General features: G+C 73.6%; 21 protein-coding genes and 2 tRNA genes. 4 read left to right on the top strand and 19 right to left on the bottom strand.

All coding sequences use genetic code 11. The features are described 5' to 3' along the window. Positions 1 to 16 precede the first annotated feature (16 nt). Both IE182_RS14235 and IE182_RS14230 read left to right on the top strand, forming a co-directional pair. Entirely contained in the window at positions 17 to 760 is a 744-nt protein-coding gene (locus tag IE182_RS14235) for a ferric reductase-like transmembrane domain-containing protein (protein ID WP_190110153.1), read from the top strand. Continuing rightward, entirely contained in the window at positions 757 to 2286 is a 1530-nt protein-coding gene (locus tag IE182_RS14230) for an NADH-quinone oxidoreductase subunit NuoF family protein (RefSeq protein WP_190110152.1), read from the top strand. The genes IE182_RS14235 and IE182_RS14230 overlap by 4 nt, the downstream gene beginning before the upstream one ends. Before the next feature lie 84 nt (positions 2287 to 2370). On the opposite strand, the gene IE182_RS14225 is transcribed toward IE182_RS14230, so the two are convergent. From IE182_RS14225 to IE182_RS14185, 9 genes are all read right to left on the bottom strand, one after another. Next, a tRNA-Ala gene (locus tag IE182_RS14225) sits at positions 2371 to 2443 on the bottom strand. Between the two features lie 151 nt (positions 2444 to 2594). Then, complete coding sequence (locus IE182_RS14220; protein WP_071963321.1) at positions 2595 to 2828, bottom strand: hypothetical protein; 234 nt, start codon at positions 2826 to 2828, stop codon at positions 2595 to 2597. Positions 2829 to 2953: 125 nt separating this feature from the next. Further along, positions 2954 to 3026, bottom strand: a tRNA-Ala gene (locus IE182_RS14215). A gap of 124 nt (positions 3027 to 3150) precedes the next feature. Continuing rightward, positions 3151 to 3804 carry a histidine phosphatase family protein gene (locus tag IE182_RS14210; protein WP_190110351.1) on the bottom strand — a complete coding sequence of 218 codons (654 nt, stop codon included), beginning with the start codon at positions 3802 to 3804 and terminating at the stop codon, positions 3151 to 3153. Then, positions 3801 to 4241 carry a ribosome silencing factor gene (rsfS, locus tag IE182_RS14205; protein WP_190110151.1) on the bottom strand — a complete coding sequence of 147 codons (441 nt, stop codon included), beginning with the start codon at positions 4239 to 4241 and terminating at the stop codon, positions 3801 to 3803. Before rsfS ends, IE182_RS14210 begins: the two co-directional genes overlap by 4 nt. A gap of 107 nt (positions 4242 to 4348) precedes the next feature. After that, positions 4349 to 6001, bottom strand: a complete 1653-nt coding sequence (locus IE182_RS14200; protein WP_190110150.1) for an LCP family protein — start codon at positions 5999 to 6001, stop codon at positions 4349 to 4351. A gap of 50 nt (positions 6002 to 6051) precedes the next feature. After that, positions 6052 to 6663 carry a nicotinate-nucleotide adenylyltransferase gene (gene nadD, locus IE182_RS14195; RefSeq protein ID WP_190110149.1) on the bottom strand — a complete coding sequence of 204 codons (612 nt, stop codon included), beginning with the start codon at positions 6661 to 6663 and terminating at the stop codon, positions 6052 to 6054. A 53-nt stretch (positions 6664 to 6716) separates the two neighbouring features. Beyond that, on the bottom strand, positions 6717 to 6881 hold the full coding sequence (locus IE182_RS14190; protein ID WP_190110148.1) for a hypothetical protein: 165 nt from the start codon (positions 6879 to 6881) through the stop codon (positions 6717 to 6719). 133 nt (positions 6882 to 7014) lie between these two features. Next, positions 7015 to 7185 (bottom strand): hypothetical protein, encoded by a 171-nt coding sequence (locus IE182_RS14185; protein WP_190110147.1) that lies wholly within the window; start codon positions 7183 to 7185, stop codon positions 7015 to 7017. A 96-nt stretch (positions 7186 to 7281) separates the two neighbouring features. Between IE182_RS14185 and IE182_RS14180 the strand changes: the two genes are divergently transcribed. Then, a complete protein-coding gene (locus IE182_RS14180) occupies positions 7282 to 8337 on the top strand; it encodes a M48 family metallopeptidase (protein WP_190110146.1) in 1056 nt (351 codons plus the stop codon). 6 nt (positions 8338 to 8343) lie between these two features. Here the strand turns inward: IE182_RS14180 and IE182_RS14175 are convergent, their stop codons facing one another. From IE182_RS14175 to proB, 5 genes are all read right to left on the bottom strand, one after another. Further along, the gene (locus tag IE182_RS14175) at positions 8344 to 9420 is read right to left on the bottom strand and encodes an SCO2583 family membrane protein (RefSeq protein WP_190110145.1); all 1077 of its coding nucleotides are present in this window, start codon (positions 9418 to 9420) and stop codon (positions 8344 to 8346) included. A 161-nt stretch (positions 9421 to 9581) separates the two neighbouring features. Continuing rightward, a complete protein-coding gene (locus IE182_RS14170; RefSeq protein WP_190110144.1) occupies positions 9582 to 10211 on the bottom strand; it encodes an SCO2584 family spore wall biosynthesis protein in 630 nt (209 codons plus the stop codon). Between the two features lie 55 nt (positions 10212 to 10266). Beyond that, positions 10267 to 11577, bottom strand: a complete 1311-nt coding sequence (locus IE182_RS14165; RefSeq protein WP_190110143.1) for a glutamate-5-semialdehyde dehydrogenase — start codon at positions 11575 to 11577, stop codon at positions 10267 to 10269. Between the two features lie 88 nt (positions 11578 to 11665). After that, positions 11666 to 12118, bottom strand: coding sequence for a DUF8830 family protein (locus tag IE182_RS14160; RefSeq protein WP_190110142.1), 453 nt, complete (start codon positions 12116 to 12118; stop codon positions 11666 to 11668). Between the two features lie 210 nt (positions 12119 to 12328). Then, positions 12329 to 13468, bottom strand: a complete 1140-nt coding sequence (gene proB / locus IE182_RS14155) for a glutamate 5-kinase (RefSeq protein WP_190110350.1) — start codon at positions 13466 to 13468, stop codon at positions 12329 to 12331. Positions 13469 to 13727: 259 nt separating this feature from the next. On the opposite strand from proB, the gene IE182_RS14150 reads away from it, so the two are divergent. Beyond that, positions 13728 to 15851, top strand: a complete 2124-nt coding sequence (locus IE182_RS14150) for a CDP-glycerol glycerophosphotransferase family protein (RefSeq protein WP_229844799.1) — start codon at positions 13728 to 13730, stop codon at positions 15849 to 15851. Between the two features lie 263 nt (positions 15852 to 16114). Here the strand turns inward: IE182_RS14150 and obgE are convergent, their stop codons facing one another. From obgE to IE182_RS14125, 5 genes are all read right to left on the bottom strand, one after another. Further along, entirely contained in the window at positions 16115 to 17554 is a 1440-nt protein-coding gene (gene obgE, locus IE182_RS14145; protein ID WP_190110141.1) for a GTPase ObgE, read from the bottom strand. 148 nt (positions 17555 to 17702) lie between these two features. Beyond that, entirely contained in the window at positions 17703 to 17957 is a 255-nt protein-coding gene (gene rpmA, locus IE182_RS14140; RefSeq protein WP_071963337.1) for a 50S ribosomal protein L27, read from the bottom strand. A gap of 14 nt (positions 17958 to 17971) precedes the next feature. Next, complete coding sequence (gene rplU / locus IE182_RS14135) at positions 17972 to 18292, bottom strand: 50S ribosomal protein L21 (protein WP_099200555.1); 321 nt, start codon at positions 18290 to 18292, stop codon at positions 17972 to 17974. Positions 18293 to 18540: 248 nt separating this feature from the next. After that, positions 18541 to 22779, bottom strand: a complete 4239-nt coding sequence (locus IE182_RS14130; protein ID WP_190110140.1) for an Rne/Rng family ribonuclease — start codon at positions 22777 to 22779, stop codon at positions 18541 to 18543. 223 nt (positions 22780 to 23002) lie between these two features. Further along, positions 23003 to 23779, bottom strand: coding sequence for a TIGR03936 family radical SAM-associated protein (locus tag IE182_RS14125; RefSeq protein WP_190110139.1), 777 nt, complete (start codon positions 23777 to 23779; stop codon positions 23003 to 23005). Between the last annotated feature and the right edge of the window lie 110 nt (positions 23780 to 23889).

The following is a 23889-nucleotide window of genomic DNA, read 5'->3' as shown; positions in this document are numbered from 1 at the left end:
CCTAGCGTGCCGGGGCATGGACCTCCACCGTTTCCTCGACGGGACCGGGGGCGTGCTCGCCCTGGTCTCGCTCACCGCGACCGTCGCCTGGGGACTCGCCGCCACCGACCGGCACGTCCTCGGCCCGCGCTCCCGGCTGGTCGCCCAGGCCGTGCACCGGGCGACCGCCGTGTGTGCGCTCGGCTTCCTGCTGGTACACGTGCTCGTCAAGGTCGCCGAGGCGCACGCAACGGTCCCGGCTGCGCTGCTGCCGTTCGGCTCCGGCGTGCTGATGGGACTGGGCGCGCTGGCCGGGTACCTGCTGGTGCTGTCGGCGGCGACCGGAGTGCTGCGCAGCGCTTTCGCAGGCCGGGGGCGGGCGCGCTGGTGGCGGGTGCTGCACGGGTGCGCGTACGGATCCTGGTGCGCGGCGCTGGTGCACGGGCTCAGGGCGGGGCGGGCCCCGGCCGGTTGGGTGACCGCCTCCTACGGGCTCTGCCTCGCCGCGGTCGCCGGGGCACTGCTCGTGCGGTTGCGGATGCGCCGCGGACCCGCGCCGGTGCCCTTACGGACCCGGCCCCGGTCCGCGCACACCCGACGGGCCGACACCAAGCGTGCCGCCCAACGGGCCGACAAGGGTGCCGCCCAGTGGGCCGACGCCGACCTCGCCGCCCGGCACGCCGGCACCGACCGCGCCGCCACCCTGCCGTCCGGCGCCGGCCACGCCGCCACCCTGCCGTCCGGCACCGGCCGCGCTCCCCGACGGGCCGACGTCCTGTGAGCGCCCCCTCCTCCCCGCTCCCCCGCGTCCTCGCCCTCGGGCCGCCCCGCCTCACCGCCGGCTTCGACGAGGCCGCCCGGCTGGACCGGCGCGCGCACCTGGCCGTGCACGGCTCCGTGCCGCGGTGGAGCGAGGACGAACTGGTCCGGCTCGCGGAGGCCGTCGCCCTCCGGGGGCGCGGCGGGGCCGGGTTCCCGTTCGCGCGGAAGCTGCGGGCCGTGGGCCGGGCGGCGCACCGGCGCGGGGTGCGCCCGGTGGTCGTGGTCAACGGATGCGAGGGCGAGCCCGCCTGCCGCAAGGACGAAGTGCTGATCGAGCGCGCACCGCACCTGGTGCTCGACGGCGCCCTGCTGGCCGCCGAGGCGCTCGGGGCGCGCACGCTGGTGGTCGGGGTGACGCGCCCGGGGACGGAGGCGTCGGCCCGGGAGGCGCTGGCGGAGCGCGGCCTGTCCGAGCGGCGCGGCCGGGCGGTGCGCGCCCGCGTCGTGCGCCTGCCCGAGCGGATGGTCTCCGGCGAGTCGTCCGCCCTGCTGAGGGCGATCGCCGGCGGGCCCGCGCTGCCGCCGGGCCGGCGGGAGCGCTCCGCCGAGCAGGGGCTGGGCGGGCTGCCGACGCTGCTCTCCAACACCGAGACGTTCGCCCAACTCGCCCTGGCGGCCCGCCTGGGCCCGGACCGGTACGCCACGGCGGGGACGCCGGACGAGCCGGGCACCGTCCTGCTCACGGTCTCCGGAGCGGTGCCCCAGACGTGCGTGGTGGAGGCGCCGGGCGGGGTGGCGCTGCCGTACGTCCTCGACCTGTGCCGGGCGGTGCCGGCACCGCAGGGGGTGCTGGTCGGCGGCTACCACGGCGGCTGGCTGGACGCGCCGACGGCGGCCGCGGCGCACCTGTCGCGGGCGTCCCTGGTGGCCTGCGGCGCGAGCCTGGGGGCGGGGGCGGTGCTGCCGCTGCCCGGGGACACCTGCCCGCTGGGCGAGACGGTCCGGGTGGCGCACTGGCTGGCGGCCGAGTCGGCGGGGCAGTGCGGGCCCTGCCGGCTGGGGCTGCCGTCCCTGGCGGGCGCGCTGGCCGCCGTGGTGGCCGGGGGCGGCCGCGGCGCTCTGGAGGTCGTGCGGGAGGCCGCGGGCGCCGTACGCGGGCGCGGGGCGTGCGGGCATCCGGACGGGGCGGCGCGCTTCGTGCTGAGCGCCCTGGCGGCCTTCACGGACGATCTGGCCGCCCATGTGCTGGGCAGCGGCTGCGGGCGCCCCACGACCGGGCTGCTGCCCCTGCCCGGCGCGGCCGGACGGGCGCCCGACGGCGGGCGCGCGGAGCGCCTGGCGGTGGACTGGACGCTGTGCGAGGGGCACGGCCTGTGCGAGGGGCTGCTGCCCGAGCTCGTACGCATCGGCGGGGACGGCTACCCGGTACTCGCGGACGCGGGCGTGCCCGGGCATCTGCGGGAGCGCGCGCGGCGCGCCGTGCGCCGCTGCCCCGCGCTGGCCCTGCGACTGGACCGGGACCGGGACCGGGACCAGGACCGGTAGAGGACGGCGGGGCGAAGGAAGAAGGACAGGAAGGCGGAGAAACGACGAGAGGGCCGTCCTCGCGGACGACCCTCTCATTTCCTGTGGAGCTAAGGAGAATTGAACTCCTGACCTCCTGCATGCCATGCAGGCGCTCTACCAACTGAGCTATAGCCCCTTGTTTTGTTTTCCCGCCCGGTTTTCCTTGCGGTCTCCCTGGCGACACGGAATACATTACACGGACCTCCCCCCGGTTTGCCAAATCGGTTCGACCCCGAGCCCCACCTGTCCCGGTTTGACCGATTTTCACCCGGAGGTGACGGCCAACGTCAGGCGGTGGCGAAGGAGTAGAACCGCTTCAGCGCGCAGTGCTCGTCGAGCAGCCGTCCATAGATCGGCTCGCCTTCGAGTTCACGGTAGGTCTCGATCGGGTCGCCTTTTATGATCAGCGCCCGCGCGCACTCCACACACCAGTACTGGTATTCGGAGTTGAGCGGCTCCATGTCGCGGACGATCGGCGTCCCGCTGCCGCACCAGTCGCACTTCCGGCTGTGAGCACCCATGGGTCAGCTCCAACCCCCTCCCCTTCGGCCCCGTCCGCTCCCGGCCGTCCGATTCTGCCACGGGACCATGCCAGAACAGCAACAATCCCGCCTCCCTGTGGGTGGGAGACGGGATCGTCCTACTGTGGAGCTAAGGAGAATTGAACTCCTGACCTCCTGCATGCCATGCAGGCGCTCTACCAACTGAGCTATAGCCCCGCTGTTCTCGGTTCCCCCGGGGGTTTTCCCCCGCGTTCCCCGCGAACAAGAAGAACTTTAGCCTGCGACCTGCCCGGATGTGAAATCGAGCCCCAGCAGCCTCTCGGTGCGCATCGCGGGGCCGTCAGTCGTCGTCGCCGAGCACCGGCTCGGGCAGCGTTCCGGCGTTGTGCTCCTGCAGGCGCCAGCCGCGGGCGCCCTCGCCCAGCACGGACCAGCAGCAGTTGGTGAGGCCGCCGAGCGCCTCCCAGGAGCGGGCCTCCAGGCCGAGCAGCCGGCCGATGGTGGTGCGGATCGTGCCGCCGTGGCTGACGACGACGAGGGTGCCGCCGTCCGGCAGCTTCTCGGCGTGGGACAGCACGACGGGGGCGGCCCGGTCGGCGACCTCGGTCTCCAGCTCCCCGCCGCCGCGCCGCACGGGCTCGCCGCGCTTCCAGGCCGCGTACTGCTCGCCGAAGCGGTCGGCGATCTCGTCGTGGGTCAGGCCCTGCCACTCACCGGCGTACGTCTCGCGCAGCTCGGCGTGGTGGGAGACCTCAAGGCCCGTGACGGACGCCAGCTCGGCGGCGGTGGCCACGGCGCGCTGCAGGTCGGAGGCGACGATCGCGTCCGGGCGCAGCGCGGCCAGCAGCCGGGCGGCCCGACGCGCCTGCGCGACGCCGGTACCGGTCAGCTCGATGTCCGTGGTGCCCTGGAAGCGGCGCTCCACGTTCCATGCGGTCTGGCCGTGCCGCCACAGCACGATCCGGCGGCCCCTGCCGCCCGGGCGGCCGTTCAGCTCAGGTCTCCGTCCAGGTCGCCCTCGGCGGCCTGCGCCCGGGCGTGCTCCTCGGCCTTGCCGCGGGTGGCGACGGCGTCCTCGGGCAGCGCGATCTCGGGGCAGTCCTTCCACAGACGCTCCAGGGCGTAGAAGACCCGCTCCTCGCTGTGCTGGACGTGCACGACGATGTCGACGTAGTCCAGCAGGACCCAGCGGGCGTCACGGTCGCCCTCGCGGCGCACCGGCTTGGCACCGAGCTCCTTGAGCAGCCGCTCCTCGATCTCGTCGACGATCGACTTGACCTGGCGGTCGTTGGGGGCCGAGGCCAGCAGGAAGGCGTCGGTGATCGACAGTACGTCGCTGACGTCGTAGGCGATGACGTCGTGCGCGAGCTTGTCGGCGGCGGCCTGGGCGGCGGCCTGGATGAGCTCGATGGAGCGGTCGGTGGCGGTCACAAGCCATGCTTTCGTAAAAGGGTCAGTACCCCTCAAGGGTCTCACGACCCGCCGACAGCCCTCCTGGCCTTTTCCGTCCCGCGGGCGGCCGCGGGACGGGCCCGGGCTCAGCCCTTGTAGTCCTTGCCCAGGACCACGGTGACGTCGGCGTTGCCCATGCCCTTGCCCTGCTTCACGCACCGCTCCGGGAGCCCCAGTGTCTTGGCGACCTCCTTGGCCTCGGCCGCCCGGGCCTCGTCGGGGTAGATCACCGAGGAGGCCGCCTCGGCCGTGCCCACCGTGCCGCCGTCGACGTAGGTGTAGCCGCCGTTGACGAGCGTGACCTGCGCGGAGCCCGCTGCGGCCGCACCGCCTGTGGCGTTCTTCACGCCGATGCGGGGCGGGGCGTTCTTGTCGGTGTTCTTCACCGTCCCGCCGAGGACGTTCTTGACCACGGTGTCGGCCGCCCGCTCGCCGAGCGTCCCGTCGGCCTGCACGGGCAGCGCCGTGGTCGCGTACGAGCCCTCCTTCGCCTTCTCCGCGAGGTGCGCGAGCGAGGCTCCCAGCTGCTGGACGGAGAGCGAGGGGTCGGGGATCTGGGCCAGCGACTCCACCGTGGTGGTGGCCGCCCGGGCGTCGCTGGACATCTTGCGCAGCACCGCCTGCATGACCTGTCCGAAGCGCGCCAGCGGCTTGCCCTGGTCCTCGCCGGGTCCGCGGTAGGTGGCGTACGCGACGGCCGTGCGGCCGCCCAGCGAACGGCCCTTGCCCTGCTCCACCAGGGGGCCGTCGCCGGGCTTGGCGCCGGGCACGGCGGTGTCGGTGTCGAGGGTGATGCCGCCGACCAGCTCGACCAGGTTCTCCAGGTAGGGGGTGTCCAGCCGCCAGCTGCCCTTGATGTCGGAGCCGAGCAGCGTGTTCAGGGCGTCCCGGGTGCCTCCGGTGCCGGCTTCCTGGACGGACTTGCCGAGGGTGGTGGCGGAGCCGCCGTCCTTGGCGACGGCCAGCGCGTTCGGCACGAGGATCGCGGTGGCCTTCTTGGTGGTCGCGTTGTCGACGAGCAGGACGGTGGCGCTGTCCCCGCCGCGCGTCTGGCGCAGGTGCACGACGATGACGTCCCGCTTCTGGGCGCCGCCGACCGCCGACGGGGCCTTCTTCTCCTCGCCGCCGGAGAGCAGGAACCAGCCGATGCCGCCGCCGACGGCCAGCACGAGCACCACGGCGAGGGCGACGAAGCGGTTGCGGCCCTTGCGCTTGCGCTCGTCGCGCCGCTCGGTGCGGCTCTCGCTGAACTTGAGCCAGTCGATGACGTCTTCGGAGTCCTCGTCCGGCTCCTCGATGAACGAGAACTGCTCGGTGCGGTAGTCCGGGGCCGGCCGGGGCTCGGGGATCTGCGCCTCCGCCGGGGCCGCGGCGCCGGGCTCCGCGGGCGGCGCGTCCGCCTGGCGCGGGATCCACTCCTGCTGGACGGACGCCTGGACGGACGCCTGGACGGACGTCTGGAGGGGGGCCTGGGCCGCCGCCTGGGGCTGGCCCGGCGCCGCGTGCTGCTGCTGGGCGTACGGGTCGTACTGCTGCTGCGGCTGCTGCCGGTACTGCTGCTGTCCGTAGCCGTCATAACCGTGCGGCTGCCCGTACGACGGCCCGTACGACTGCTGCGGGAGGGGCTGCCCGTACTGGTCGTAGGCGCGCTCCGGGGCGTCCGGCCGGTACACCGGCTGCCCGTAGGCGTCGTAGCCGTACACCTGCTGCTGCGCGTACGGGTCCTGTCGGTCGTTCACCAGTGCCCCTCGGTGCCCATCGAGCCGGAGTCGGCCGTCGCCGATCGGTCTCAGCCGTCGTGACGGTACAGCTTGCGCTTGTCGATGTAGCGCACCACACCGTCGGGCACCAGGTACCAGACGGGCTCGCCCTGGGCGACGCGGGCGCGGCAGTCGGAGGAGGAGATGGCGAGCGCGGGGACCTCGACGAAGGAGACGCGGTCCTCCGGCAGCCCGGGGTTGGCCAGTATGTGGCCCGGCCGGGTGACGCCGATGAAGTGGGCGAGCGAGAAGAGCTCCTCGGTGTCCCGCCAGGTGAGGATCTGCGCCAGCGCGTCGGCGCCGGTGATGAAGAACAGATCGGCGTTCTCGTTGAGCGCGCGCAGGTCGCGGAGGGTGTCCGTGGTGTAGGTCGGGCCCCCGCGGTCGATGTCGATGCGGCTGACCGAGAACTGCGGGTTGGAGGCAGTGGCGATCACCGTCATCAGGTAGCGGTCCTCGGCCGGGGACACCTGCTTGTGGCTCTTCTGCCACGGCTGCCCGGTCGGTACGAAGACCACCTCGTCCAGGTGGAACTGCGCGGCCACCTCGCTCGCGGCGACCAGGTGTCCGTGATGGACCGGGTCGAACGTCCCGCCCATCACTCCGAGCCGCCGCTTCACGGGCCCTGTCTGCTCTCCCATGCGTGCAGACCCTACTGGGCTCGTCGACACGCCGAAGCCCCAGGGACCGCCGGTCAGCGGTCGCGGTTGAAGCGGGTGGTGATCCAGAGCAGGAGCAGCAGGATGACCAGGGCGGCGCCGCCGGTCATGTACGGGCTGATGCTCTCGTGGGTGTCCACGTGGTGCTCGCCCTCGGAGGCGAGAGTGACGAGGGCGCTGTGAGCGGTGGTGAGTGTCACGTCGGCAGGACCTATCCGGGATGGGATCGGGTGGAGACTTCTGCCACATCGTATGCGGGCCCTTACGGCAAGCTCACGCCGACTCCACGCGTCGGCCCCGCCGCGGGCCCCGTGGCGGGCTCCGCCGGCCGGGTCAGTCCTTCTTGCCGTACCCGCGCAGCAGGAACCAGGCCAGCAGGACGATGCCGACCACGCCGACGATCAGGACCGTGCGCAGCACCACGCCCGGGCCCTGGTCGCCCTTGGAGACGGCGAGGACCTCGGTGAAGCCGGGGTGGGTGGTGAAACCGTTGATGAGGGGCATGCCTCCCACGGTAACCATGCCGCGGCCACCGCCTAGGCTGGGGTCCGCAAGCCGGGGGACGGGCCAGGGACGAGCCCACTGAGGGGGTCTTTCGACATGAGCGAGCGCCACAGCGACAGCGGGGAGCAGGTGCCGGGCCGTGAACGCCGGCGGTTCCCCGGCATCTCCTCGCGCGCGTACGAGCACCCGGCGGATCGTTCCGCCCTGGTGGCGCTGCGCAAGCTGAGCGGCTTCGACACGGCCTTCAAGGCGCTGAGCGGGCTGCTGCCCGAGCGCAGCCTGCGGCTGCTGTACCTCTCCGACTCGGTGCGGGTGGGCGAGCAGCAGTTCCCGCACCTGCACACGATGCTGCTGGACGCCTGCTACGTCCTGGACATGCCGAAGGTCCCGGCAATGTACGTCACTCAGGACCCGCAGCCCGGCGCCATGTGCATCGGCCTGGACGAGCCGATCGTCGTGGTCACCACCGGTCTGGTGGAGCTGCTGGACGAGGAGGAGATGCGCGCGGTCATCGGCCACGAGGTGGGCCACGCGCTGTCGGGCCACGCCGTCTACCGCACGGTGCTGCTGTTCCTGACGAACGTGGCGATGAAGGTCGCGTGGATCCCGCTGGGCGGCATCGCGGTGATGACGGTCGTCACGGCGCTGCGCGAGTGGTTCCGCAAGTCCGAGCTGTCGGCGGACCGGGCGGGGCTGCTGGTGGGCCAGGACCTGCAGGCGTCCATGCGCGGCCTGATGAAGCTCGCGGGCGGCAACCACCTGCACGAGATGAACGTGGACGCCTTCCTCGCCCAGGCGGAGGAGTACGAGAAGGGCGGCGACCTGCGCGACTCCGTGCTGAAGATCATGAACATGCTGCCGCGCAGCCACCCGTTCGCGGCGGTGCGCGCCGCCGAGCTGAAGAAGTGGGCGGAGAGCCGCGACCACCAGCGGATCATGGACGGTCACTACCCGCGGCGGACGGAGGACAAGGACGCCTCGGTGTCCGGCTCCTTCCGCGAGACGGCGAACCACTACGCCGAGTCGGTGCGCTCCAGCAAGGACCCGCTGATGGGGCTCGTACGGGACCTGGCGGGCGGGGCGAGCGACCTGGGCGGGAAGCTGCGGGACTCCTTCGGCGGCCGGCAGGGCCAGCAGGGTCCGCAGAACTAGGCCGGCCTAGCGCCTTGGCGGGCTCGGCTGGGCCGACGGGGCGAGGGCGCCGCAGACGCGGGCGGTGTTCTCGCCGCCGGCGTACGGGTCGGTGCCGGCGGGGGCGGCCGGGTCGGCCTTCTGGCCGGCCAGCAGGGGCCGCAGGTAGGCGGCGTCGTTCGCCGCGCAGGACTCCGGGCCGGCCTGCAGCCGGCTCTGCAGCACCTGCACGTGGTGTTCCTGCAGGTCGTCCCGGTCGAAGCGGAAGTGCATGGTGCGCCGCACGGTGAACAGCGACGCCTCCTGGGGGCCCTTCGCCGGGCGGACGGCGTAGACGAAGGTGTGGTCGGAGGAGACCTCAAGGGCGGCCGGCGACGCCTCGGTGATGGTGAAGGTGCCCTGGGTGCGCACGGTCCGGTCGGCGAGGGCGACCTCGGCGGGGTCGAAGCGGATCAGCCAGCCGGTGGCGGCGTAGCGCCCGTCGTCGGCGGGGTGGGCCAGGCTGCGGTCGAACTGGGCGAGCTGCGAGGGGGCGAGCAGCAGGCGCACGGTGCGCTGGGTGCCGCCGGTGAGCACGGCCGGGTCGAGGGCGGACTTGACCGTGTACTCCTTGGCGGTGGCCAGGGCGGCCATCACCAGGCTCTCGGAGAAATTCTGGGTGCGCCGTGCGGCCGGAAGGGTGACGCCCTCGGCTCCGTCGCGGAACTGGGCGGCCGGGCTGTTGTCGAAGAGGTCCTTCACGGAGGCGGCGCCCGGCACCGGATCGCGGGGGGCCAGCGGCACCAGCGCGATGTGCAGCGGCTCGGCGGCGGGCGGCCTGGGCTCCTTGTAGGGGTGGCGCAGGCCCATGTAGACGGCGGTGCCGAAGGCCAGGGCGATGAGCATCACCAGCAGCAGGACCTGGCGCGAGGCGCTCACGCGCGCCCAGGCGTGCCGGGTGCGTACGGCGGGGGCGTGGTCGTCCATGCGCTCGCGGGCGGAGAACTCCTGGAGCCGGGCAGCACGGACGAACGATTCGTCGAACACGACGGATCGGTACTCTTCCTCGCCGCCTCCCTGGGGGCCTTCGGGCGTGCCCTCAGGGGGGTCTCCAGGCCCGTTCATATCTCAAGAGTAGGTCTGTGGAGCCGCTGGTAAACGCGCTGGTACGCGACAAGTTCTGACGAAAATTCAAGCTGCCGTGCATACCGCCCCGGCCGTGGCCAAGGCGATGGCTTTCCGTTACGGGGCGACGGTCGGTCACCGGCGGTGACCGACCGTGACCCTCAGGGCCGGGGCGGTACGGCCGAGGCCACCGGGGGCTCCGAATCGGCGGAGACCGACGGCAGCGGCGCCTGCCGCTCCCCCGCCGGGGCGTCCACGCCGGTGGTCGCGGGCGGCGGGGCCGGGCTCTGACGGCTGCCGGAGGAGGCGCCGCGGTAGACGGCGGTGAAGGCGAGGGCGATCACGCCGATGCCCATCACCACCGCCAGCACCCAGGCCACCGGGCGGTGCCAGCGGGCGTGGCCGCGGTAGGGGCCGCGGGCGGTGCCGTAGCGGCCGTACGGGCCGTAGGCGTCGTCCGGGTCGAGGTCCCTGGTCAGGCCGTGCAGCTCGCCCGGCCGGCCGGTGTGACGGCCGCCCGGGGCCAGGCCCGGGGGGCCGTCGGGGGCGTCGTCGTACGGGTCGTCGTCGGCGGGGCCGCCACCGGGCCGGGTCAGCGCGGCGTCGGCCTCGGCGCGCGCCCGGTCGGCGGCGAGCATCCGCTCGACCGCGGAGGGTTCGTGGACCGCGGCGGACCGCACGAACTCCTCGTCGAAGACCACGGAGGCGAACACGTCGTCCGCGCCTCCGTGGCGGTGGCTCTCGGGCTCCTCGCCGTCCGGGAACGGCCTGCCCCCCACGTCGTCCGGCACCCGTCCAGCGTAGACCCGAACCGGTCAATCCGCGCGGCCGGTACGGGAATTCGGCCTACCGGCCCCGGACGTGACCGTCGCCGGTGACGATGTACTTGGTCGAGGTCAGCTCCGGCAGACCCATCGGGCCGCGCGCGTGCAGCTTCTGCGTGGAGATGCCGATCTCGGCGCCGAAACCGAACTGACCGCCGTCGGTGAACCGGGTCGAGGCGTTGACCGCGACCGTCGTGGAGTCCACCAGCTGGGTGAAGCGTCGGGCGGCGGCCTGCGAGGTGGTGACGATCGCCTCGGTGTGCCCGGAGGTCCACAGCCGGATGTGGCGCACGGCCGCGTCCAGGTCCTCCACGACCGCCGCGGCGATGTCGTACGAGAGGTACTCCGTCTCCCAGTCCTCGGCCGTCGCGGCCACGACCGTGGCGCCCGTGTCCGCGGCCCCGGCCAGCTCGACGACCCGCTCGTCGCCGTGCACGGTCACGCCCGCCTCCGCGAGCGCCGCCAGTGCGCGCGGCAGGAAGCGCTCGGCGATGTCCTGGTGCACCAGCAGGGTCTCGGCGGCGTTGCAGACGCTGACGCGGCTGGCCTTGGAGTTGATCAGGATCTCCACGGCCATGTCGAGGTCGGCCTCGGCGTCGACGTACACGTGGCAGTTGCCCGTGCCCGTCTCGATCACCGGAACGACGGACTCCTGGACGACCGTCCGGATCAGCGAGGCGCCGCCGCGCGGGATCAGCACGTCGACCATGCCGCGGGCGCGCATCAGCTCGCGCACCGACTCGCGGCTCTCGCCCGGCACCAGCTGCACCGCGTCCGCCGGCAGCCCGGCCCCGCCCACCGCGTCGCGCACCACGCGCACCAGGGCGGTGTTGGAGGCGTACGCGGAGGACGAACCGCGCAGCAGGACGGCGTTGCCCGACTTCAGGCACAGGGCGGCGGCGTCCACCGTCACGTTCGGGCGGGCCTCGTAGATGATGCCGACGACGCCGAGCGGCACCCGCACCTGACGCAGGTCGATGCCGTTGGGCAGCGTCGAGCCGCGCACGACCTCGCCCACCGGGTCGGGCAGGGCGGCCACGTCGCGGACGTCCTGGGCGATGGCCCGCACCCGCTCGGGGGTGAGGGTCAGCCGGTCGACGACACTCTCGCTCGTGCCGGCCGCACGGGCCTTCTCGACGTCCTCGGCGTTGGCCTCGATGATCTCGCGGCTGCGGACCTCCAGCGCGTCGGCGATGGCCAGCAGCGCCTCGTCCTTCACCGACCGCGGCAGTGGCGCGAGCTCGGCGGCCGCGGCGCGGGCGCGGTAGGCGGCGCGCAGCACCGGGGACTGCGGCATCGGGTCGGCGAGGGGAGAGGGGAAGACACTGCTCATGGCCGCAGCCTAACCGTGGGGCAGGCCGCGGCCGAGCGGCATTCCACTCTGCGGGACGCGCGGGTCCACCCAGCAGGCGGCCGCGGGCTCAGAACGGGTGCACCCCGACCGGCGTGGCCGGCAGCGGGCCCCAGCCCTCGGCGATCCGCTGGTGGTAGGTCTCGCGGTCGATGACCTCCAGGCCCACGATCTCCCACGGCGGCAGCCGGGCCGTCGAGCGGTGCTCGCCCCACAGCCGCAGCGCCACGGCCGCCGCGTCGTGCAGGTCGCGCGCCTCCTCCCAGTAGCGGATCTCGGCGTGGTCGTTCGCGTAGCGGCTGGTCAGCAGGAACGGATGGTCGTGGGCGAGCTGCTCCAGGGCCCGGCGCACCTCCCCCAGCGGCGCCTCGCCGCCCGCGACGCTGAGGGTGATGTGCCACAGCCGCGCGGCGTCGTCCTCGGCGGCATCCTGTGCCGGCTCCCCCGTGTCCTGTGACCCGACACTGGTCAGTGTCCGCCCAGCCGTCCCTCGGGGCAGCGCCCCCGGGCGCCCTCGTCTCACCGGCGGCCTCCTGTTGTTCGCCGCTCCGCGCGCGGCGGAGCCGTGGTGCGGTGGGGCCGTGCGTCCTCACGACCCGGCGGGGCCGCGCGTGGTGCACGGCTCCCCGCATCAAAGTTGACCAGTCGGCGGGCGGCCGCGTGGCGGTTTTACGGAAAGGCCCCATGGAAAGGCTGTCCTTACCGGGCCTTTCTCGTCCTCGGCTAACGCTCGTCAGCGATGCAGCACGACGAGGTCGTCGCGGTGCACGACCTCGCGCTCGTAGCCCGGCCCCAGCTCCCGGGCCAGGTCACGGGTGGAGCGGCCGAGCAGCTGCGGGACCTCGCCCGCGTCGTAGGTGACGAGACCGCGCGCGACGGCCCGGCCGGCCGGATCGCGCAGCTCCACGGGGTCGCCCGCGCTGAATTCGCCCTCGACCGCCGCGATGCCCGCCGGCAGCAGCGAGCCGGTCCCCTCGATGACGGCCCGCACCGCTCCCTCGTCCAGCGTCAGGGCGCCGCGCGGGGTGGAGGCGTGGGCGAGCCACAGCAGCCGGTCGGCGGAGCGGCGGCCCGTGGGGTGGAAGTACGTGCCGGTCGCCCGGCCGCGCAGGGCGTCCGCGGCCTGGCTGGCCGAGGTGAGGACGACCGGGATGCCCGCCGCGGCCGCGATCCGGGCCGCCTCCACCTTGGTGACCATGCCGCCGGTGCCCACCCCGGCCTTGCCCGCGCTGCCGATGGAGACGCCCTCCAGGTCCGCCGGCCCGGACACCTCGGCGATCCGCGAGGTGCCCGGCGTGCTGGGGTCGCCGTCGTACAGGCCGTCGACGTCCGAGAGCAGGACCAGCAGGTCGGCGCGGACCAGGTGGGCCACGAGCGCGGCCAGCCGGTCGTTGTCGCCGAAGCGGATCTCGTCCGTGGCCACCGTGTCGTTCTCGTTGACGACCGGCACCGCGCCCATCGCCAGCAGCTGGTCGAGCGTCCGGCGGGCGTTGCGGTAGTGCGCCCGGCGGCTGGTGTCGTCCGTCGTCAGCAGCACCTGCCCGACGCGGCGGCCGTAGCGGGCGAAGGAAGCGGTGTAGCGGGCCACCAGCAGCCCCTGGCCGACGCTGGCGGCCGCCTGCTGGCGGGCCAGGTCGCGCGGGCGCCGGTCGAGCCCCAGCGGCGCCAGGCCGGCGGCGATGGCGCCGGAGGAGACCAGGACGATCTCCTTCTCCGGGCCGCCGTTCCCCCCGCTGCTCCCCAGGCTCTTCGCCAGGGCGTCGACGAGGGCGTCAACCCGGTCGGCGTCCAGTCCCCCGCCCGCAGTGGTGAGTGAGGAGGATCCCACCTTGACCACGATCCTGCGGGCCGCCACGACCTCTTGCCGGGCCACCCGGTCCGCCCCTGCCCCTGTCAACGTACCCACACCTCTGTATCCACCGATGCCGCGCCTGTGGCCTTGTCTGTTCCGGCCCGCAAATCTACCCTCTGTCGATTGCGGTCGTTCGACCCTGTTTTGTGGCGGTTGGTGTCGTGGAAGATTGCTCCTTGCCCGGCCACCGTCATACGGTCGGTGGTCGACCGTTGTCCTCCACAGTGTCTTGCGACGGTCTCCCCCCTTGCCCCAAGCCCTCCTGCCAGGAGCCCCTCCAGTGCCTTCTGCCGGAACAGCCTCCCGCCGAGCAGTGCAGCTCGCGGTGCTGCTCTCGATGCTGGTGTTCTTCGTACTCCAGCTCGTCGGCGCGCTGCTGCCCCATGCGCCCCTGCTGATCGCCGCCTCGGCGGCGGGCCTCGCGCTCGATCTCTACCTGCAGCACAGAGACCCCGGCCTGGTCGCCGTGCTCGGCAGGATCCGCTTCGACGTCATGGTCCGCCAGCTGCTGCGCGACATGCTGGTCCTCATCGGGCTGCTGCGGCAGCACGGCGACGGCTCGCTGCGCGGCTACGCGCCCATCGTCGGCGGTCTCGCACTGTTCTACGGCGCGCATCTCGCCTGCCAGGTCACCGCGATCCTCGTCCGGCGCAGCCGCACCCTGCCGTTCGTCACCCGCAACATCGACGCCTCCGGCCTGCACCTGACCGAAGCCCCGCCGCGCCTGCTGGCCCGCCAGCACGGCCGCCGGCTGCTGCGCTTCGCGGTCCCGGCCACGGCGGGTCTGCTGGTGACGGCGGCCACGGAGGAGACGCTGTGGGGGGAGACCGGCATCGGCATCGCCCTCGCGCTCGCCGTGGCCGGCACGGTGCACCTGGCGAGCTGGCTGCGGCCCGCCAAGCGCATCGCGGGCGAGCAGCAGGCGCTGGAGTGGCTGGACCGCTGGCTGGCCGCCTACAAGCCCACCGTCGGCATGTACTTCTCCGGCGGCACCAGCTCGGCCTACCAGGCCAACATGTGGCTCTCCACGCTCGCCGCGCTGGACGGCAAGCCGGTCATCGTGCTGCGCGAGCGCTTCATGGTGCAGAAGATCGACGCCACGGACGTGCCCATCGTGTGCATCCCCAAGGTCGTGCACCTGATGGCGCTGGAGAAGTCCTCGCTGAAGATGATGTTGCACCCGGCGAACTCCGGTAAGACCTCGCAGGTCCTGCGGATGCCGTCGATCAAGCACGCCTTCACCAACCACGGCGAGAGCGACAAGCTCTCCAGCTGCAACCCCTACGCCAAGGCGTACGACGAGGTCTGGGTCGCCGGTCCGGCGGCCCGCGAGCGCTACCAGCTCGCCGACATCGGCGTCGAGGACAAGGACGTCGTCGAGGTCGGCCGCCCGCAGCTCGCGCCGATCCGGCCGTACGCGGGGCCTCCGGCCGGCGCGTACACCACCGTGCTGTACGCCCCCACGTGGGAGGGCTGGGACGGCAATCCGGGCAACACCTCGGTGATGCTGGCCGGCGAGAACATCGTCCGCGCGCTGCTCGCCGACCCCGGGGTCCGGCTCCTGTACAAGCCGCACCCCATGACCGGCTCCGTCGACCCGCGCGCCGGGCAGGCCAACGAGCGCATCCAGGCGATGATCCGGGAGGCCAACGCCGCCCGCTCCGGGGACCGTCCCGGGCCCGAGGCGGCCGCCGAGCTGGCGCGCCGCACGGTCGAGCTGGAGCGGCTGACCACCAGCTCCTTCCGCAACAGCGCGGACGAGATCGAGCGGATGCTGCTGCAGTCCACCCCGGAGCAGGGGCGGGCCGCGACCGTGGAGGCCGCCATGAGCGACTGGGAGGCCGCGTACTGGGCCTCCCTGCCCGAGTGGGAGCACCAGATCATCACGACCGCCCGTCCGGCGCTCTACAGCTGCTTCAACACCTCGCACCTGCTGATCAGCGACGTCTCCAGCGTCGTCTCGGACTATCTGATCAGTGAGAAGCCGTACGCGGTCGCCAACACCAGCGGCATGAGCGAGGAGGAGTTCCGGGCGGGCTTCCCGACGGTGAGCGCCGCCACGATCCTCACGCCGGAGGCCGAGGGCGTGGCCGGGCTTCTCGCGGCCGTACGCGACCCCGGCCTGGACCAGCTCGCCGCGGCCCGTGCCGAGCTCAAGGTGCAGCTCCTGGGCCCCTCCGACCCGCCGTCGCTGGTCCGCTTCGACGCCGCGGCGCGGGCGCTGGCGGCGAAGGCCGACGAGCGACGGGCCCGGATGGAGGCACGGGCAGCCGAATCTGACATCCCGGCACCGCGGGACGGGGTGGCGGCGACGGAGACCACCGAGGCCCCCGACGCCGCCCCCGAGGCCGTCACCGAGCCCGCGGAGGAGCCCGTGGGCTCCGTCAGCTCCGGCGTCGGCTGAGCCGGCTGAGCACGGCGCCGTCCGCCCGGACGGCGCCCCCCGACACACAGCGAAGGCCCCCGGGAGTTCCCTCCCGGGGGCCTTCGGCGTGTACGTGTGGACGGCGGAGCCGCCGCGCCCCGGTAACAAGCCCGCCCCGGCGCCGTACGGGCCGCAGTGCGGCCGTACGGCGCCGGGGCGGCAATACGGGCTTCCGCTCGGCCCCAACGGGCCTCACGGGCAGCGGACGGCTGCCCGGACTCCGCCCGGGCCCGTCAGGACCCCTACCCGAACGGGTTGAAACCCTCGTACTCCTGCGCCGCCTCGTCCCGCTCCGCGTCACGCTCACGGCGCCGCTGCGCAGCCGGACGCGGGGCCTCGAAACGGTGGTCCTCGCCACGGCGGCCGAGCATTTCGGCGCCGGCGGCCATGGACGGCTCCCAGTCGAAGACGACCGCGTCCTCTTCCGAGCCGATGGCGACGCCGTCGCCCGCCCGGGCACCGGCCTTCATCAACTCCTCCTCGACACCGAGGCGGTTGAGGCGGTCGGCCAGGTAGCCGACGGCCTCGTCGTTGCTGAAGTCGGTCTGGCGCACCCAGCGTTCCGGCTTCTCGCCGCGCACGCGGTAGAGGCCGTCCTCCTCCAGGGTGACGGTGAAGCCCGCGTCGTCGACGGCCTTCGGGCGGATGACGATGCGGGTCGCCTCCTCCTTGGGCTTGGCGGCGCGCGCCTCGGCGACGATGCCGGCCAGCGCGTAGGAGAGCTCCTTCAGACCGTGCCGGGAGACGGCCGAGACCTCGAAGATCTGGTAGCCGCGGGCCTCCAGCTCGGGGCGGATGATGTCGGCGAGGTCCTTGCCGTCCGGAATGTCGACCTTGTTGAGGACGACGATGCGGGGCCGGTTCTCCAGGCCGCCGTACTCCTTGAGCTCGGCCTCGATGACGTCGAGGTCGGTCAGCGGGTCGCGCTCGGACTCCAGCGTCGCGGTGTCGAGCACGTGCACCAGCACCGAGCAGCGCTCGACGTGGCGCAGGAACTCCAGGCCCAGGCCCTTGCCCTGGCTGGCGCCCGGGATCAGACCGGGGACGTCGGCGATGGTGTAGACGGTCGCACCGGCCGTCACGACGCCCAGGTTCGGGACGAGCGTGGTGAAGGGGTAGTCCGCGATCTTCGGCTTGGCGGCGGAGAGCACCGAGATCAGCGAGGACTTGCCCGCGCTCGGGTAGCCGACCAGCGCCACGTCGGCGACGGTCTTCAGCTCCAGGACGATGTCCTGCGACTCGCCCGGCACGCCCAGCAGCGCGAAGCCCGGCGCCTTGCGGCGGGCCGAGGCCAGCGCGGCGTTGCCGAGGCCGCCGCGGCCGCCCTGGGCGGCGACGTAGGTGGTGCCCTCGCCGACGAGGTCCGCGAGGACGTTGCCGCGCTTGTCGAGGACGACCGTGCCGTCCGGCACCGGCAGGACCAGGTCCGTGCCGTCCTTGCCGGAGCGGTTGCCGCCCTCGCCGGGCTTGCCGTTGGTGGCCTTGCGGTGCGGGCTGTGGTGGTACTCGAGGAGCGTGGTGACGGACTGGTCCACGACCAGCGTCACGTCGCCGCCACGGCCGCCGTTGCCGCCGTCGGGGCCGCCGAGCGGCTTGAACTTCTCACGGTGTACGGAGGCGCAGCCGTGGCCTCCGTTACCCGCGGCGACGTGCAGCTCGACGCGGTCCACGAAGGTGGTCATAGCGGTGTGCCTCCTAGGGGCCTCCCCCGCCGGAGGCCGGGGACGTACGGGATTGTCTCTGTTGTAACGCGCCGAGGGCGGACCCGCTTCCCCGTAGGGAAGTGAGGTCCGCCCTCGTTATCGCTCTACGGCGTCAGGATCCGATGGATCAGACGGCCGGAACGATGTTGACGACCTTGCGGCCACGGTGGGTGCCGAACTGCACCGCACCGGCCTGCAGCGCGAACAGGGTGTCGTCGCCGCCGCGACCGACACCGGCGCCCGGGTGGAAGTGGGTGCCGCGCTGGCGGACCAGGATCTCACCGGCGTTGACGACCTGACCGCCGAAGCGCTTCACGCCGAGCCGCTGAGCGTTGGAGTCGCGACCGTTCCGGGTGGACGATGCGCCCTTCTTGTGTGCCATGTCTCCTCAGTCCCTTACTTCGCAGCCGTCGGGATAGCGACGATCTTGACCGCGGTGTACTGCTGGCGGTGACCGATGCGCTTGCGGTAGCCGGTCTTGTTCTTGTACTTCAGGATGTCGATCTTGGCACCCTTGTGGTGGTCCACGATCTCGGCCTGGACCTTGATGCCCGCCAGGACCCACGGGTCGCTGGTGACGGACTCGCCGTCGACCACGAGCAGCGTGGAGAGCTCGACCGAGTCGCCCACCTTGCCGTCGGAAATCTTGTCAACCTCGACGATGTCGCCGACAGCAACCTTGTGCTGGCGACCACCGCTACGCACGACTGCGTACACGCGGATCTCACTCTCGCTAGTAAACGGGACCGCTGATGCCAGCCGCTCGCACGGGCGAAAGCCCGTGACTGTCCGAATGGACGAGCGGCCTCTCCCGGCGGACCGGGAGGTGTTTGCTCAGTGGTGTGGCGCCACACAGACGCCGACGGTCAAGGTTACGGGGCCTTGACCAGGGGGTCAAACCGGGCCCCGCCGGACGAGCTGGGTGTCCAGCCCGCCCGGCGTCCGGGACCCGGGCGAAGCGCCGGTCAGTCCTCCGTGGAGGACGCCGCGGCCTTCTTCGCCGTCTTCTTCGCCGGCGCCTTCTTGGCGGCCGTCTTGGTGGCCGCCTTCTTCGTCGCCGTCGTCTTCTTGGCGGTGGTGGTCTTCTTCGCCGCCGCCTTCTTGGCCGTCGCCTTCTTCGCCGGCGCCTTCTTGGCCGCCGTCTTCCGGGCCGTCTTCTTCGCCGGAGCGGCCTCGACGGCCTCCTCCGTCATGACCTCGACGTCGGCCTCGGCCATCACCACGGGCTCCTCGACGGGCGCCGGCGGTGCGCTGACGACCACCACGGCCTCCTCGGCCGCCGTCGGCGAGCCCGCCGGGGCGGACACCCTGCGGGTGGCCCGGCGCCGGGGACGCGCCGGAGCGGCGGTCTCGGGCGTCTGGACGGCCTCGGCCACCGGCTCGGCGACCTCCGGCTGGGCGACCAGGTCGGGAGCCGGGGCCGGCTCGACCGGGGCCACCTCCACCACGGCCGTCGGCTCCACCGGCTCCGCCGCCTTCGGCGCACCCGCCGGAGCGGACGCCCTGCGGGTCGCCCGGCGACGCGTACGGCCACCACGGCGGGCGGCCGCGGCCTCGGCCTCGGCGGCGCTGCCGTACCAGTCGTCGGCCGTGTCGAGGGCCGGCTGCAGCTCCGCCTCGGTCACCGCGACGGGCTCCAGCTCCGGCGCCTCGGCCTCGGCCTCGGCGGCCTCCTCCACGGGGACCTCGGCGGTCACCGCGGCGGGCTCGGGGGCCTCGGCACCCTTGCCCTTCTTCTTGCCGCGCTTGCCGCCGCCACCGCCGCCGCCACCGACGGTCGCCGGCTGGTCCATGTGGACGATCACGCCGCGGCCGTTGCAGTGGACGCAGGACTCGGAGAACGACTCCAGCAGGCCCTGGCCGACGCGCTTGCGGGTCATCTGGACCAGACCCAGCGACGTCACCTCGGCGACCTGGTGCTTGGTGCGGTCGCGGCCCAGGCACTCCAGCAGGCGCCGCAGCACCAGGTCCCGGTTGGACTCCAGCACCATGTCGATGAAGTCGATCACGATGATGCCGCCGAGGTCGCGCAGCCGCAGCTGACGCACGATCTCCTCGGCCGCCTCCAGGTTGTTCCTGGTGACCGTCTCCTCCAGGTTGCCGCCCTGGCCGGTGAACTTGCCGGTGTTGACGTCGACGACGACCATCGCCTCGGTCCGGTCGATGACGAGCGAACCGCCGCTCGGCAGCCAGACCTTGCGGTCCAGCGCCTTCATCAGCTGCTCGTCGATCCGGTACGTGGCGAAGACGTCGACGTCCGACGTCCACTTCTGCAGGCGGTCGGCCAGGTCGGGCGCGACGTGCGAGACGTAGCCGTGGATGGTCTCCCAGGCACCGTCACCGCTGACGATGACCTTCGAGAAGTCCTCGTTGAAGATGTCGCGCACGACGCGGACGGTCATGTCCGGCTCGCCGTACAGCAGGCTCGGCGAGCTCGTCGAGATCTGCTTCGACTTCTTCTGGATCTCTTCCCACTGCGCCTGCAGGCGCTCCACGTCACGGCGCAGCTCGTCCTCGCTCGCCCCCTCGGCGGCGGTGCGCACGATGACGCCCGCGTCCTCGGGGACGATCTTCTTGAGGATCTGCTTCAGGCGCGCGCGCTCGGTGTCGGGCAGCTTGCGGCTGATGCCGGTCATCGAGCCCTCGGGCACGTAGACCAGGTAGCGGCCGGGCAGCGAGACCTGGCTGGTCAGGCGGGCGCCCTTGTGACCGATCGGGTCCTTGGTGACCTGCACGAGCACGGACTGGCCGGACTTCAGCGCGGTCTCGATGCGACGCGGGCCGTTGCCCATGCCGAGCGCCTCGAAGTTGACCTCGCCGGCGTACAGCACGGCGTTGCGGCCCTTGCCGATGTCGACGAACGCGGCCTCCATCGACGGCAGGACGTTCTGGACCTTGCCCAGGTAGACGTTGCCGACGTAGCTGGTGGCCTGCTCCTTGTTGACGAAGTGCTCGACGAGGACGTTGTCCTCCAGCACGCCGATCTGGGTGCGGTCGCCGTTCTGGCGGACGACCATCACGCGCTCGACGGCCTCGCGGCGCGCCAGGAACTCGGCCTCGGTGATGATCGGCACCCGGCGGCGGCCCTGCTCGCGGCCCTCGCGGCGGCGCTGCTTCTTGGCCTCCATGCGGGTCGAGCCCTTGATGGACTGGACCTCGTCGAAGCCCGTGCCGCCCTCGGTGCGCGCGGCACGCTCACGCGGCTCGCGGACCTTGACGACCGTGCGCTCCGGCTCGTCCGCACCCGGCTCGGTCTCCAGCGCCTCGCCGCTGCGGCGACGGCGACGGCGACGGCGGCGGCTGCCGGCGGACGTGAAGGCACCGGCCTCCTCGTCCTCCTCGGCCTCCTCCTCGGCGGGCGCGGTCTCGGCGGCGGCCTCCTCGGCCTCCTCCTCGACGCCCTCGGCCTCGGCGGCCTCGCCCCGACGGCGACGGCGGCCACCGCGGCGGCGACGGCGCGAGGGACGCTCGCCCTGCTCGTCCTCCTCCTCGCCGGCCTCGTAGGCGCCGGTCTCCTCGGCGGCCTCCGGCTCCTCCTCGGCCTCCTCCGCCACGGGGGCGGTCTCGACGGCCTCGGCGGCCTCGCCCCGGCGACGGCGGCGACGACGGCCACCGGCGGCGGGCTGCGCGACCTCGGCGACGGGCTCCTGCTCCGGCTCCGGCTCCGGCTCCTCCTCGCGCACCTCCTCGGCGGCGGCAGCGGCGGCGGCAGCGGCCGTCTCCGGCGTCTGGAACATCGGCTCGGTGAACACGGGCGCCTGGAACACGGCGGTCGGCGGACGCACGGCCCGGCGACGGCCCCGGGCGGGAGCCTCCGCCTCGGCTGCGGGGGCCTGCTCCACCTCGGCGACGGGCTCCGCGGCGCGGCGGCGCGTACGGCGGGCACGCACCGGCTCGGCGGCGGGCTCGGCAGGCTCGGCGGCGGGCTCGACGGCCTCGGCGGCCTGCGGAGCACCAGCCGGAGCCGAAGCACGACGGGTGGCACGACGACGCGGACGGGCGGGAGCAGCCTCGGCGACCGGAGCCTCCTCGACGGCGGGCTCCTCGACAACGGGCTCCACGACGGCCGGAGCGGCCTCGGGGGCCTCGGCAGCCTGCGGAGCACCGGCGGGAGCGGACGCGCGGCGGGTGGCGCGGCGACGCGTACGGGCGGGAGCGGCCTCGGCGACCGGGGCCTCCTCGACGGCCGGCTCCTCGGCAACGGCCTCCACGACGGCCGGCGCGGCCTCGACGACCGGCTCGACCGTCTCCGCGGCCTGCGGCGCGCCAGCAGGGGCGGACGCACGGCGGGTGGCGCGGCGACGGGTACGGGCGGGGGCGGCCTCGGCGACCGGGGCCTCCTCCGCGAGCACCTCGGGGGCCTCGACGGCGGCCGCGGTCTCCACGACCTCGGGAGCGCTCTCGGCGGCCTGCGGCGCACCGGCCGGAGCCGACGCACGACGCGTGGCACGACGACGCGGACGGGCGGGAGCGGCCTCGGCGACCGGAGCCTCCTCCGCGAGCACCTCGGGGGCCTCGACGGCGGCCGCGGTCTCCACGACCTCGGGAGCGCTCTCGGCGGCCTGCGGCGCACCGGCCGGAGCCGACGCACGACGCGTGGCACGACGACGCGGACGGGCGGGAGCGGCCTCGGCGACCGGAGCCTCCTCGACGGCGGGCTCCTCGGCAACGGGCTCCACGACGGCCGGAGCGGCCTCGGGGGCCTCGGCAGCCTGCGGAGCACCGGCGGGGGCCGACGCCTTACGGGTGGCGCGGCGGCGCGGACGGGCCGCGGGGGCCTCCTCGGCAGCCGGCTCCTCGGCGACGGCCTCCACGACGGCCGGGGCGGCCTCGGGCTCGGGGGCCGCAGTCTTGCGCGTGGCGCGGCGACGGGTACGGGCGGGCTTCTCGGCCTCGGCCGTCTCGCCGGCGGGCTCGGCCACCGCTTCGGTGGTCTCGGCGGCGACCGGCGCGGCCGCCGTCTTGCGGGTGGCCCGGCGGCGCGGACGGGCCGGGGTCTCCGGCGCGGCCGGAGCCTCGGCGGCGCCCTCGGAGGACGCCTCGGCGGCCGTCACGGCCGCTTCCCCGGCGGGCGGGCCCGCCGGACGGGACGCGGCCCGGCGACGGCGCCGCGGGGGCAGCGTGTCGCTGGGCGAAGCGTCGGTGTTGTTGCCGGCTGCGCTCTGCGCAGACCCGGCCTCGGTGGGCTCAATGGATTCGAGCATGCGGGCGGTTCTCCCGTCACGCTCCCGGGCGCCGCGTCGTGGTCCGACCCGCCGGTCCGCGTGATGAGCGCGGTACCGCCGTCCGGGGCGCGGTCGCCGCACGGGAGCTGTCGTCTCGCTCGCCGGCTCCGAAGCTCATCGGCACCGGCGAAAGTCTCCTGGTCAGTGCGCCTGCCGCACCGGGTGGCTCCCTGGTGGACCGGCGGCGCTTCGACGGCCGTCCTTACGCGGAACCTTCCGGCACCTGCTGCGCGGCGCTCGGCCCGGCGGCCGTTGGGGGGGCCGGGGCGGCGTCGCGGTCGGGCGCGAGCGGGTCGGTCACCGTGCCGGACTCCTCATCGAGCAGCCCCTGCGCCAGCCTGGTCACCGCAGCGGGGACCGGCGGCGCCAGGTCGGCCGTAGCGCGGAGACCGGACAGGACGTCGTCGGGTCGCACGGCAGGTGTCAAATGCCGAACAACCAGCCGCAGTATCGCACAGGCACCGTCGCCGGGCCTATCGGCCGGAGCCGGGAGCGCCTCCAGTCGGGTCACCGCTCCCCGGGCGTCGAAGGTTCGCATCCCGTTCTTGGTGCGGCGCTGGACCTCGACCTCCTCGGCCGCCATGAAGGCCGCGACGGCCTTCTCGGCGTCCGCGAGCTCGACGCCCTCCAGTCGCAGCTCCCACACGGAAGCCTGCAGCCGGTCGGCGAACGACGAGGTGTGCGCCTCGACGGCGTCGGTGATGTCGAGCCCGTCCGGCAGCGACTCGTCGAGCAGCGCCCGCAGCACGGCGGGGTCGCGGGTCTCGGCGAGCTGGATCTCCAGGTACTCGGCCTCACTGCCCGTGCCAGTGGGGGCGGCATTGGCGTAGGAGACCTTGGGGTGCGGGGTGAAGCCCGCCGAGTACGCCATGGGCACCTCGGCGCGGCGCAGCGCCCGCTCGAAGGCGCGCTGGAAATCGCGGTGGCTGGTGAACCGGAGGCGGCCGCGCTTGGTGTAGCGCAGGCGAATGCGCTGCACCGCGGGTGCGGGCGGCGGGCCTTCGGGCTGTCGCTTGCCCAGTTTGTCTCAGTCCCTCGTGAGTGCGGTCGTTCTGCTACCTAGAGTACGTGCAACGAGGGCCCCACCGA

Origin of the sequence: Streptomyces cinnamoneus, assembly GCF_014650495.1 — a bacterium.
Taxonomy (GTDB): domain Bacteria; phylum Actinomycetota; class Actinomycetes; order Streptomycetales; family Streptomycetaceae; genus Streptomyces; species Streptomyces cinnamoneus.
This window is presented reverse-complemented; position numbering and strand designations above follow the sequence as displayed.

Excerpts from the sequence above, each read along its gene's own strand:
- IE182_RS14185 (WP_190110147.1), bottom strand. The coding sequence starts at position 7,185 with ATGCCCCTCATCAACGGTTTCACCACCCACCCCGGCTTCACCGAGGTC.
- rpmA (WP_071963337.1), bottom strand. The coding sequence starts at position 17,957 with ATGGCACACAAGAAGGGCGCATCGTCCACCCGGAACGGTCGCGACTCC.
- IE182_RS14165 (WP_190110143.1), bottom strand. The coding sequence starts at position 11,577 with ATGAGCAGTGTCTTCCCCTCTCCCCTCGCCGACCCGATGCCGCAGTCC.
- obgE (WP_190110141.1), bottom strand. The coding sequence starts at position 17,554 with ATGACCACCTTCGTGGACCGCGTCGAGCTGCACGTCGCCGCGGGTAAC.
- IE182_RS14235 (WP_190110153.1), top strand. The coding sequence starts at position 17 with ATGGACCTCCACCGTTTCCTCGACGGGACCGGGGGCGTGCTCGCCCTG.
- nadD (WP_190110149.1), bottom strand. The coding sequence starts at position 6,663 with ATGGGAGAGCAGACAGGGCCCGTGAAGCGGCGGCTCGGAGTGATGGGC.
- IE182_RS14220 (WP_071963321.1), bottom strand. The coding sequence starts at position 2,828 with ATGGGTGCTCACAGCCGGAAGTGCGACTGGTGCGGCAGCGGGACGCCG.
- IE182_RS14175 (WP_190110145.1), bottom strand. The coding sequence starts at position 9,420 with ATGAACGGGCCTGGAGACCCCCCTGAGGGCACGCCCGAAGGCCCCCAG.
- IE182_RS14130 (WP_190110140.1), bottom strand. The coding sequence starts at position 22,779 with ATGCTCGAATCCATTGAGCCCACCGAGGCCGGGTCTGCGCAGAGCGCA.
- IE182_RS14180 (WP_190110146.1), top strand. The coding sequence starts at position 7,282 with ATGAGCGAGCGCCACAGCGACAGCGGGGAGCAGGTGCCGGGCCGTGAA.